Here is a 13,811-nt window from a genome sequence, read left to right as displayed (position 1 = left end):
GGAATGTTTTCAACATTGGTTACCTTGCCACCTTCTGGAATCTTAATTCCTTTAGTGTAATCCTCTGGTGTTAATGGGGTAGATGTGACTGGTGTCTCTATTGAGACTGGAACGACTTCTACTACGTTAACAGGTACAGGTACCTCTTTAGTCGCAACTACTTTACCATCTTTCACATACTCTACCACTACTGTCGCTGGGATTTGTACACCAACTGTTGCTGTAGGTGGTACTGTTCCTGTTTTAACTTCTGTAACTGTTACAGTAACTCCTGATGGGAGCCCCTTCACGTTATTAGCTGCTTTTTCAGCCTGTTCTTTAATAGCTTTTTCTAGCTCTTGCTTATCACTATCTTTAAGAACTGTTACACCTTCTGGAGTTACTTTTGGTAATACTGTCACTGGGACTTTTACTGTCTCTTCACCATTTGCATACTTAACTTTAGTTGGTACTGTTACATCTGTTGCTCCAACTTTATCCTTTGTATCTGGTAAATCAGCTTCTGTTGGATCTTGTACTGTTCCACCTTGTCCTGGTGTTACTGCATCTTTTACTTTAGCTATTTCAGGTTTGTCGCCTTCAACAACGTATACTGGATCAGCATTTGAACCAACTACACTTACAGTAATTTCTGCATCTTTTGTATACTTAACGCCATCTACTGTATAGGTTACTGGGACTTTTACAGTTCCTTTGTTTGTTCCTGCTTCCGATGTAATGGTTGCAAGCACTTCTTCTGTAATCGCTCCAACTTCTACATCTTTGGCACCATCTGGTAATTTAGCTTTGAAATCTGCTGAGTTTACTACTTCTTCTGCTTTAGCTTTAGCTACTTCTTTAACTTTATCTGTAGTTTCACCTTTTGGTACTGTTACTTCACCTTTAGCAACTGGCAATACTGTCACTGGCACTTTCACTTGTTCTGGATCTTTAATTCCGTCGTAAGTTACAGGGACCGTTACTTCTTTCTTACCTGTTGTTTTTGTTAGGTCTTCTGGAATTACAGGATTACCTTTAGTTCCACTAGCTCCTGGTGTTACTGCATCTTGAACAGTTTTAGCTTCTACTGTATCACCTTCGAATACTACCAATGGTTTTGGTGTTGAACCTACTACTGTTACAGGAACTTCTACTTCTTTAGAACCGACTACACGACCTTTATCATCAGTATATTCAATAACTACCTTAGCTGGTTTTTGTTCTCCTGTAGCAGTTGTTTCAGGTTTTTCTTTCACTTCTTTAACAGTTACTGTTACACCTGCAGGAATATTATCTTTTGGTAATGCATCCACCACTTCTTGAGCTTTTGCTTTAACCATTGCTTCTAAATCTGTACTATCTTTAAGTACTGTTACTCCCATTGGTTTAACAACTGGTAATACTTTAACAACCGTAGGGACTTCTACAAGTTTATCTTCACCATCTTTCGCAACTACTGTTACTTTCTTATCTCCAGGTGTTGTTGTGTCTACATCACCATCTTTATAGGTGAACTTAGTTCCGTCTGGATATTGATCAGGATTAATGCTTTCAGATGGATCTGGTTGTGTATTTTGAGGATTTTCAAATACATATTGCACTTCAGGATCTACTACCACAACTTTAGCTGGAACTTTAACAATCGTATCTTCACCAACTTTAGCCACAACGACTACATCTTTCTCTCCCGATGTAGTTGTATCTACTGGAGTTTCATAAGTAAATTCCGTTCCATCTGGATATTCACCCGGTGTGATACTTTGTTTAGCTTCTGGTTGTTTATTAGCTTTATCAGCCACAACGTATTGTGGAATACTGTCAACTACACGTACTGTTGCTGGAACTCTTACTAGTTCATTTCCATTTTCATCAGTAACAATAACCTTAACTTCTTTATCTCCAGTTGATGATGTATCTGGTTCTTTTTCGTAAGTGAATTTAGAACCAGCTGGATAATCATCTGGATTGATACTATCTTCTGCTTTTGGAGCTTCTTTTGGATCTACTGGGACAATTTGTGGATATCCTTCAACAACTTTAATCGGTACATTAACAATTTCTTCACGTTTATTATCCCCTGAACCGTATGTCACTGTCACAGGAGCTGTTAATGTGTCATCCCCAACTTTATCAGTTGTATCAGGAAGTTTAGTTTCATCTACTGTTTTCTCATTTCCTTTAGTAGTAACAGCATCTTTTAATTTTTCTGAAGATGGTTTATCTCCTTCTACTACATAAACAGGTTTTGCAGTTGAAACTCGTGGTTTAACTTTAATTGTAAACTCTTGATCTATTTCTTTCTTAGTATCAAACGTTGGATCCTGATCAAATGGATTATCTACAACATCATATCCCATAGATTTCAAAACGTCAACACGTGCTTGAACTTTTTCTTCTGGAATTTTATCTCCTGATTTACCAGCAAGATCATCAATATTATATTTCGTATCTAATGGTGTTTCAACACCTTCATCATCTACTGAAACAAATTTAACTTTTGCTTTTTGATCATCTTTGTCGTAGGTAATCTTGATGTTTGCTTTTGGATCCGTAATTTGTGGTGGTTTATAACCTTCTTCTGGATTTGCAGGATTTACTGGTTCTAATGGTGTTCCATTTCCATCTTTTGGAGTATATCCAGCTTTATGAGGAATAATTTGCGTAATTTCACCAGTCTTGGTTGGATCATTTGGATCGTTAGGGAATGGAATCGGATCTCCATCCTTACCAGTGGCTGGATCAACAGGAATCCAGCTTCCAATCTTCGTATAAGTAACTTTATCCGTTTCATCAGGGATTACTTTTGTATCTTTTGCAGGGGTTGCAGCTTCTTTAGCTGGAATTTCTTTTTTATCAGCAATATATCCTGGTAGAACATCTACTCCAACTTTATCCCATGTTTTATTTGGACTTTCCCAATCTGTATAGCTTACTTCTTTTGTGACAAGATTAACGGTTGCTTTTCTTGTGAATGGTACCGTTTGAACAGTATCATCCTTAGCTTTTTCTTCAGCTGCTGTATCTGAATCTTTCTTCACATAAGAAATCACACGTTTAGCGGTCGTATTCAAGTCAGATTCAGCCAAGCCTTCAGGCCATTTCAATTCTGGATTCTCTCCATTAGGATCTACTGGGCTGTCTTTTTCATGTGGTGTTGATGAAGGTACTTCAATAATTCTAGGTTTAACCACAATTTTGAATGTTTGAGAAGGTGCTGGTGTACCATCTTGTGCATTGATATCTTCCTTGTCATCAAAAATTGGATGATGATTATCCTGAGTATTATAGTCATCACTTTCTACTTCATAACCTTGGTTCTTAAGTTCTTTGATTTTGTTGTCAACATCTGTACTTGCTGGTAATTCTGAACCAGATTTACCTGTTAAATCAAAGCTAGAAACTACTTCATTTGCGGCTCCATCGACTTTCTTCTCAATCACTACTTTAGCTGTTTGAGTAGAAGGTGTATATGTAATTGGTGATTCCCCAAATTTATCCGTTGGTGTAAATCCATCTGGAACTTTATAGCCTTGAGTTGGATCATTTGGATTTTTCGGTGTCAATTCTTGTCCATTATATACTGGAGTATAACCTGGAACATATGGAATTGTTATCGTGCTAAAATCACCTGGAACTGTTGGATCAGTCGGGTTATTTGGATAAGAAATCTTATCTGGTGCTCCTTGTGGTTTCTTACCTGCTGGATAGTTAGGTACAAATGAACCAATTTCTTTATAAAGAACTTTCTTCACTTCAGAAGTTGCTGTTCCATTTTGTGCTGGCTTAGGAGCATCTTTTTCTGGAACAAGTTTATCCGCATTATCCACTAACAAATAATTATTAATAACTGGAGATTCAACTGAGTTATACTTACCATTAGTACCATCTGCTTTAGCATCAGTTAGTTTATCCGCTTCATTGTAAACTTCCCAATCAGAGTAAGTTACTTCTTTTGTTTCAGGATTAACTGTTGCTGTACGTTTGTAAGTTACTTTTTGCACCTTTTCAGCATATAAAGGAGTAGCATTATCTTTGTTTGCATCTTCTTCTTTTAGATACTTAATTGTACGTGTTACTTCTTTAACTAAGTCCTCACGAGTAACTCCTGCTGGATATTTACCAAGATTTTCATCTCCTTCTTTTACAGGTGTATCTGCTGTTTTTGGAGATACTGGAGCTGTTGTGCTTGGATTTGTTGGATCAGTTGTTACTGTTGGGTCTACTTTAATTAAGTCTAAGACATGAACAGTGACATTTGTTTCTGTTGATTTCTTACCTTCACTATCAGTTGATTGAACTTTTACAGTGTAATCTCCAACTTTAGTTGTATCTAGGTTACCTGCATCACTTACTGCGATTGTTGGTTTTGTAGCATCAACTCCATCACGATCATCTTCTAAGTCAGTTGCAGATGGTTTAGCTTTTTCTAAAACTTTATCATTGTTCCATTTATCAGCTTCTTTAGTTTTGTAAACATATAAATCTTTTTTCTCAACTGCTACTGTTGGAGCTTCGTTTAATACGTTAGCATAAGCTGGATCTGATTCGTTACCTGCTTTATCAAGCACAGTGACTTTGATACGTTTGTCCGGATTTGTTGTCTCATTCGCTTCTGTCAAATCTGTACCTGCTGGAACTGGAACAACTAATTTACCATCACGTACTTCAACTTTTGTCGTACCATTATACCAACCATCAGCTTTCTTCGTTAGAGTAATTGGTGTTTTGCTATTTGGTAAAGTAACTTTTAATGAAGTTAATCCACCAATTGCACGTTCAATATTTTTTACTTCTGTATCAGCATTTCTATTTGTTCCATTGTTTGCATCATTATCTGCTATGTCTTTTCTTTCTCTTGCTTCATTTGTTAATTCAGTATTTTTTTCTGTAGGAAGAGAAACTAGCAATTCTTTCACTTGATTTTTATCAGTTTTTTCGCCATTAATACTATCTGTATGGACTGGTTCCACTGTAGGAGCAACAGGTTTGACAGTATCAATATAAATTGTTTTATTATAGTAGTAATCAGGATTATCTGTATTTCTCAATCCATCCACCACAGGATGATAAATACCATTTGCATTTGATACATCACCAGTATTTAGAATTTTATTATTCTGAGCATCATTTAGACCATTTGGTAAAAATGTTTTAACCTTAAATGTAGCGGTACCACGATAATTATCTGAAGTTGTAAATGGTACTCTGAATTTACGTACACCATCATTCTGTCCATTATTAGAACCAACACCAACATACGGCGTATCACCATTGTTAGATTTTGATGTGTTATATTTTATTCTTAATTTTCTAGTAGTTGGATCCCAAGATATATTTTGTGGAGCAATAGGAGTATCGCCAAACCATACCCATCCCGTTGGGTTTTTAATATTATCTGGAAGTTCCACTCCTTCTGGAATTTCTATTTCTGTTTCTGCTGAACCATAAAGACGGATACCACCCACACTATTTACAGTAAATTCAAATTCACCGGTTTGTTTTGACTTATAAAGAGAGTCCTCTCCATACTTTCCTTCTTGTCTATTACTTTTAACATTAGTAGTCATTTCCGTACCAGTACCTACTGCTAGGTTAACTGCACCGACAAAATAACCATCAGTTACAGTACTGTTTGATTTTTCTAGATATGAATTATTAATAGCTGTACCATCATCTAAAGCTTCTATCTCTACTTTTATTCTACTTGTAGTTTTTGGAATTTCATAAATAGCACGATATTCAGTCCATCCATCTCCATTACCACCACTACCAGTCGGAGTGGAAATATGTTCACTTTCCATTTTTTCCCCGATTGTACGATCGTCTCTTATGCTAGAAATCTTTTCACCTGTAGCAGCATCATAAACAGTTATCTTAACTCTTTCACCAGTTCCTGCTGTTCCAGCGTTTCCGTAGGCACCACCAGTAATGGCACTCAAAAGAACCCTAGAATTACCATTAACAGGATATTCTTTAGAAATTTTTGTTCCCTTTTTACCCAATTCTAAATAATATCCTTTTGGTAAATTATGTGTACCTACCACACCTGAATGGTTAACACCATTTGCATAGTTTTGATTAGCCGCATTTACTCCTAATGGATTCCCTGGAACAGGAACTTCATTATCTCTTTGAGGTATTACGCCATTTAAATCATATATTTTAGAAGGTGTAGGATCAAATCCTGCTGGTCTATTAGGCGATACATTAGTAGGTGTCTCTGGCTTAATAGCTGTAACTTTCTCCCCACCTTCAATTTTCCAGCCATTCAATGCGTTATGATTATTTGCATCATCTGCTGTAATTTCTTTTTCTTTCCAATTATAAGTAAGGCTTCCTAGAATTTCTGTTGTACCACCTTGAGATGCGGTGCTTCGTGACCATTGCTTCCTTACTTCTCTATTTTTTTCTGTAGCATTACTGAAATCAATATCTCCAAATTGATTTTTTGCACTTTCAAATACACCATCAGCTGGGTTATTTCCTGATCCTAATTTATTATTATTCGTTGGCCCTTCTTTTGCAGGAATTATCGGATTTACAGTCGTATCAGCTCTAAACCCACTTTCCCCTTTACCAGGAATTGCTTTTCCGTTTCGTGGATCTTGGTTTTTATTTGTTTTTTCTACTTTAGCTTCTGTTTCTGATTTATCTTCTACAGCAGGAGACACTTTTGGCATGCTCTCAATTACAAAAGCCTTTTCTCCTAATCTTGCAACAGTTTTATCTACCTCTGCCTGAGTTGCTTTATCATTTGCTGATAAAGCTTGAGCTTCTAATAGTGCTGCCTTTGCATCCTCAATAGTTTTTGATGTTTTATTACTAATTTCAACTTTATCGATAGCTGATTGAATACGTGAAATCGCTTCTGATAACTTACTGAAGTCTACCTTTGCAATATTTTCTGGTGCTACCCTATCTTCATTAACTAAAGCTTCAGCTGAAGTTACTACTGGTTTAGAAACTGGATCTTTAGAAGGAATTTCTTTTCCCTTAGCATCAGAGCTCGCAACATTCTCTTCGTGATTTAGGTTTTCTTGAGATGGCGATGACTGTTGATTAGACAAATTTGAGCTCGTTCTTGCATCGTTTCCTTGAATAGTGTCAGCTTTTGCAGTGGCTCCACCTCCAAACATCATAAGCGCTGCAATCGCTACTGATGCTGCACCAAAACTATACTTTCGGATTGAAAATCGTTGAACTTTTTGTCCATGATATTTTTTTATTCGTGAGTACATTACTACTCCTTTACTTATATTTTTATTTACATCAAGAAAAGTCAGTAAAATCCTCAAATTGATACTAAGAAAATCCCTGACTTCACCTATTGTATAATAAACATAATAACTCTATCCATTCATTATGTCAAGCAATTCGATATTTTAATCGATGTTAATATATAAACAAGCAAAGATAATTAATAGCTTCAGAAATATGATTAACAACTTTCAAAAAAGATTAAAAATTATTTCATATTTACATAGAAAAAGGAGCGGATATGATATCCTACTCCTTATTCTTATCAGAAAATCTAATTAGAATTAGTCTTCTTTTTTCTTGCGAGCAACAAGTCCAAATCCACTCAAGACACCTGAAAGTCCAAGTGCTGCTAGGCTAGCATTGTCTGCTGTACCAGTGTTTGGAAGTTCTGCTTGTCCTTTAGCTTCTGATGAAGCTGCTGGAGCTTGTGGTGCTTTACCATTTACTGGTGCTGATGGCATCGTTGGAGTTGCTGGGTTAGCCGGTGTTGTTGGGTTAGTTGGATTAGCCGGAGCAACCGGTGTTGCTGGGTTAGCTGGGGCAGCTGGGGTTGCTGGGTTAGCCGGTGTTGTTGGTTGACTTGGGTCTGTCGGTTTCACCGGACTTGTTGGGTTTGTTGAAGGTGTTGATGGAGAACCTGGTTGAGATGGAGTGAGTGAGCCTCCATTTGTAGTACCTTCTTTGACTTCTTTATAAACGTAAGTTACTTCTGTTGTTCCTTCTGTTACTTTACCATTTTCATCACCTTTAGTTGAAGTTGGTACTAATACGTATAGTTTTCCATCTTTCGTAGTGATTGTAGCTGGTTTGTTGTCAGTTGTGTCATATGCTGAGCTTACTGATCCGTCTGTAGTATCTTTAACGTCTTCTGCGATTGTGTTACCCGCTTCGTCTACATAATGAACGACTACGTTTCCTTTAATTTCTTTGTACACATATGTTACTTCTGTTGTTTTACCTGCTTCAACACTTCCGTTTTCGTTACCTTTAGTTGATGCTGGTACTAATTCGTATACTCTTCCTTCTGCAGTTGTAATACGAGTTGGTTTCATATCATTATCAGTAGTGTTGTAAGCAGCTCCTGGTTTACCGTCTTTGGTATCAACAGCGTCAGTTTGGATTGTGTTTCCAGCTTCGTCTACATAGTGAACTACTACTTGTCCTGCTTTTTCGTAAACGTAAGTTACTTCAGTTTTACCTTCTACTACATCTCCTGTTTCAGGTTTAGAATCGTCTTTAACAGCTTTTTCTGTTAAGTAATATTTAACACCATCTTTTTCGATTGTTGCTGGTTTATTGTCAGTTGTATCGTATTTAGCGTTTAGAGAAGCACCTTTAGTATCTTCTTTATCTTCAGCAATCACGTTGCCTTCTGTGTCAACGTAGTGAACTACTACATCTCCAGTTACTTCTTTATAAACGTAAGTAACTTCTGTTGTTCCTTCTGTTACTTTACCAGACTCTTCACCCTTAGTTGAAGTTGGTACAAGTACATATACTTTACCATCTTTTGTAGTGATTGTAGCTGGTTTGTTGTCACTTGTGTCATATGCTGAGCTTACAGATCCGTCAGTCGTATCTTTAACGTCTTCTGCGATTGTGTTACCCGCTTCATCAGTGTAATGAACGACTACGTTTCCTTTCACTTCTTTGTAGACATAAGTCACTTCAGTAGTCTTACCTGCTTCAACATCACCAGTTTCGTTACCTTTAGTTGATGCTGGGACTAATTCGTATACTTTACCTTCTGAAGTAGTGATACGAGTTGGTTTCATATCGTTATCAGAAGTATCGTATTTAGCTCCTGGTTTACCATCTTTAGTATCAACAGCGTCAGTTTGAAGAGTGTTTCCAGCTTCGTCTACGTAATGAACAAGAACGTTTCCTGCTTTTTCGTATACATAAGTGATTTCTGTAGTTCCTTCTACAACAGCACCGTTTTCTGGCTTAGAACCGTCTTTCAATTCTTTAGCTGTTAAGTAGTATACAGTTCCATCTTTTTCAAGTTTAGCTGGTTTGTTGTCAGTTGTATCATATTTCTCACTTAGTGATCCATTTTCTACATCTTTCGTATCGTCAGCTAATGTGTTTCCTTCTGTATCAACGTAGTGAACGACTACATTACCAGTGATTTCTTTGTAGACGTAAGTTACTTCTGTAGTTTCACCAGCTTTAACTTTACCTGTTTCATCACCTTTAGTTGATTGAGGGATTAACTCGTATACTCTTCCTTCTGGAGTAGTGATACGGTTTGGTTTCATTCCGTTATCAGCAGTGTTGTAGTCTGAGTTTGGTTTACCGTCTTTTGTATCAACAGCATCTGCTTGAATAGTGTTACCTTTTTCGTCAGTGTAATGAACGACTACTTGTCCAGCTTTTTCGTAAACGTATGTTACTTCTGTTTTACCTTCTACTACGTCTCCGTTTTCTGGTTTAGAGTCATCTTTAAGAGCTTTTTCTGTTAAGTAGTAAACAGTTCCGTCTTTTTCGATTTTCTCTGGTTTGTTGTCAGTTGTATCGTATTTAGCGTTTAGAGAAGCACCTTTCGTATCTTCTTTATCTTCCGCAATTACGTTACCTTCTGTATCAACGTAGTGAACGACTACATCTCCAGTTACTTCTTTATAAACATAGGTTACTTCTGTAGTTCCTTCAGTAACCTTACCAGTTTCAGCACCTTGAGTTGCTGTTGGTACTAATTGGTAAACTTTGCCTTCTGGAGTCGTAATACGTTCTGGTTTCATTCCGTTATCAGAAGTATCATATGGTGTGCTAATTGATCCATCTGTTGTATCTTTAGCATCTTCAGCAATTTTATTTCCTGCCTCATCTGTATAGTGAACTACTACATTACCTTTTACTTCTTTATAAACGTATGTTACTTCTTTAGTTTGACCTGATTCTACAGTACCTGTTTCATCACCTTTAGTTGATGCTGGGACTAGTTCGTATACTTTTCCTTCTGCAGTTGTGATACGAGTTGGTTTCATTCCGTTATCTGCAGTGTTGTATTCAGAACCTGGTTTTCCATTGTCAGTATCTTTAGCACCTGAAGCAATATCTTTACCGTCTGCAGTTCCTACTAATGGAGTTCCGTCTTCTGTTTGGTAATTAACGATGACTGATCCAGCTTTTTCATAAACGTAAGTTACATCAGTTTTACCTTCAACTACGTTTCCAGTTTCTGGTTTAGAATCATCTTTAAGACCAGCTTTTGTAATGTAGTATACAGTTCCGTCTTCTGCAGTGATTTTTTCTGGTTTGTTATCAACAGCAGTATCATATTTTTCGCTTAGAGATGCACCTTTAAGGTCGTCTTTATCAGCTGCGATTTTGTTACCTTCTGTGTCAACATAGTGAACTACTACATCACCAGTTACTTCTTTATAAACGTATGTTACTTCTTTAGTTTCTCCAGCAACAACTTTACCAGTTTCTTCACCTTTAGTTGCTGTTGGTACTAATTCGTATACTTTGCCTTCTGCAGTTGTGATACGAGCTGGTTTCATTCCGTTGTCAGAAGTATCATAATCTGATCCTGGTTTTCCATCTACAGTGTCTTTAGCACCTGAAGCTACATTTGCACCAGCTGGGTCAACACCTACTAATGGAGTTCCATCTTCTGTTTGATAGTTAACGACTACTTGTCCAGCTTTTTCATAAACATAAGTTACTGTAGTTGTTCCTTCTACTACGTCTCCAGTGGCTGGTTTAGAATCATCTTTCAATTCTTTAGCTGTTAGGTAGTATTTAACACCGTCTTTGGTGATTTCAGCTTTTTTGTGGTCTGCTGTGTCGTATTTAACGTTTAGAGAAGCATCTGTTTCGTCTTTTTCGTCTTCTGCGATTACGTTACCTTCAGTATCTTCATACTTAACGACAACATTACCTTTTACTTCTTTATAAACGTAGGTTACTTCTTTCGTTTCACCTGCAACAACTTTACCAGTTTCTTCACCTTTAGTTGCTGTTGGTACTAATTCGTATACTTTACCTTCTGCAGTTGTAATACGGTTTGGTTTCATTCCGTTGTCTGCAGTGTTGTAGTCAGTTCCTGCTTTAGCGTCTGTAGTGTCTTTAGCACCTGAAGCTACATTTGCACCATCTGCAGTACCTGTTAATGGAGTTCCGTCTTCTGTTTGGTAGTTAACGATTACTGATCCAGCTTTTTCGTAAACGTAAGTTACTGTAGTTGTTCCTTCTACTACGTCTCCAGTAGCTGGTTTAGAACCATCTTTCAGTTCTTTAGCTGTTAAGTAATATTTAACACCATCTTTCTCGATAGATTCTTTTTTGTGGTCAGCTGTATCGTATTTAACATTTAGAGAAGCATCTGTTTCATCTTGTTCATCATCAGCAAGTGTGTTACCTTCAGTATCTTCATACTTAACAACTACATTACCTTTAACTTCTTTATAAACATATGTTACTTCTTTAGTTTCTCCAGCTACTACTTCACCTGTTTCTTCACCTTCAGTTAAGTCTGGAACTAATTCGTATACTTTGCCTTCTGCAGTTTTAATACGAGTTGGTTTCATTCCGTTATCGGCAGTGTTATAAGCTGTACCTGGTTTACCATTATCAATGTCTTTTGCACCTGATTCTACAGTTTTACCAGCTCCATCTTCGTCTACTACTGTTCCTGCAAGTGGAGTTCCATCTTCAGTTTTGTAGTTAACGATTACTGATCCAGCTTTTTCATAGATGTAAGTTACTTTTGTAACACCTTCTACTACTGTTCCTGTTTCAGCTGGTGATGTAGTTTCTGTACCATTTACAGATGTCATTGTGTTTGCTTCGTTTAGGTAGTAAACATTTCCTTGTGCATCTGTAAGTTTTTGAGGTTTTTCAGTTTCATTTTCTTTAGTGTTGTAAGGTACGTTTTTAGAAGCTGTAGTACTACTTACAATTACATCATTCCCATCAGCATCAACATAGTATTTCTCAGTTACTACTTCAGCTACTGTTTCAGGAGTATCAGTGTAAGGAGCTTTTAATTCTGTTCCGTCTTCTGTTTGGTAGTTAACGACTACAGAACCTTTTTTCTCGATTTCACGAGTTTTTTCTTCTGCATAAGTGTAAGTGATTGTTGTAGTACCACTTGCTAAACGGTATGCACGAAGAGGAGTGATTTCGTCACGGTAAGAATACTCTTCAACTTCCGGCGAAGGATCAGAAAATTTAAGAAGAAAATCACTACTATCTTCTAAAGTACTTGTTTCTTGATCAGTAACGCTTGCTATATCAGCTGTTATATCACTTGTAGGTCTTCCTTTATCATCAACTTGATCTCCCTTATCAGCACTAATCTCCAGAGGACCACCAGTTTTTGCCGCCATTCCTAAAGTAATATATCGTTTGAAATTAAGGAGGTTATCTTCAAATCCTTTTTCTTGAAGATATGCAAGATAGTTTTTTACAAGAGTTTTGTTTGCTTCTCCTGTTAAAGTATCTGGAGCCGCTTTAAAGTTTTGTACCATTGCATATGTTCTATTTAAAGTAGCCCCAGTTCCATCTTTATCATCTGCTACATTATCACTAGATGACAATTGTATCTGTGCTGTTAAAGAGAAACTCTCAGTTTTAGCTGTTACATAGGTATTTTTCTCAAGGACGAAAACATAATCACCTTCTTTGATTCCACCATCAGCTGTTACGTTAGCTGAAGTGAAGTTTTTTGCTGTTGCTTCTCCAGCTTTGAAAGCTTCTATCATCTTAGCATCAGAAGTGATCGCACCTGAATCAGCTTGTACATATTTACCATATGTTCCTTTTCCTGTTTGTTCAACAATCCAAGCTTTTCCACCAGGTTTTACAGTATCATAAGTGATTTTACCTTCTGCGTTACTTAACCCTTCTGGAGTCAATTTCGCAGTTACATCACCTAGAGTTGTGTCAGAGTACACTCCTCCACCGTTTCCAGTAGTTTCAACCTTAGGTTCTCCGATTAGGTGGTAAGTCTTCCCATCTTTTTCGATTGTTTCTTTCTTACCATTTTCTTTAGCGTCGTTTAGGTCGCTAGCTTCTGCATCACCACCTGTAGTTCCTTTGAAAACTTCTCCTGATTTACCGTATACATCGTATGGTGTTTCAATCGTTTTATCAGCACCAGAGTTTTGGTTTTTGTTTTCTTCTAATACAGTATTACCCTCAGCAGTTACATATTTGTAGTCTACTTTTCCAGTTTTAGTAATTGTATTTGTTCCCTCTGCAGTTGGATCAGTTGAAAATGCCCTACCTGCATCTGGGTTCTCAATATTAGCTGTATCTACAATTACTGACCCCTTATCATTTGAGATCGTTGTTGTGTTGTCGCTGTTTTCTGTCATCGCTGCTTCTGCAATATGGGGTTGTCCTGCCATTGCAAGGGCTGCACCGACAATCAGACCGACTGTACCGATTTTGACTGAGTCTGAACGACCGTCTTTAAACTTACGAATGGAAAATTTTTCTTTTTTATTTATAAACATCTTCATCATCCTTTTTTTATTGTATAATTTTTATTTTTAAGCTGTTATTATGCTAATACTTGCTTGAAAACTTCAAAATTAGACACTTAATTTTAACACTTT

At 37.0% G+C, this 13,811-nt stretch carries 2 protein-coding genes; both read right to left on the bottom strand.

The annotated features are described in order from the left end of the window. A partial coding sequence (locus N8M66_RS08195; protein ID WP_261046836.1) for a mucin-binding protein occupies nt 1–7,217 on the bottom strand: 7,217 nt, incomplete at its 3' end. 303 nt (nt 7,218–7,520) lie between these two features. After that, nucleotides 7,521–13,709, bottom strand: coding sequence for a MucBP domain-containing protein (locus tag N8M66_RS08190; RefSeq protein ID WP_261046831.1), 6,189 nt, complete (start codon nt 13,707–13,709; stop codon nt 7,521–7,523). Nucleotides 13,710–13,811: the final 102 nt, after the last annotated feature.

The organism is Streptococcus mitis, from assembly GCF_946188585.1.
Classification (GTDB): Bacteria; Bacillota; Bacilli; order Lactobacillales; family Streptococcaceae; genus Streptococcus; species Streptococcus mitis_DG.
Note: the sequence above shows the minus strand (reverse complement) of the source record. Positions and strands in the feature narration are given on the sequence as shown.

What these genes read in the sequence shown, in the direction of transcription:
- N8M66_RS08190 (WP_261046831.1), bottom strand. Translation starts at nt 13,709, where the DNA reads ATGTTTATAAATAAAAAAGAAAAATTTTCCATTCGTAAGTTTAAAGAC.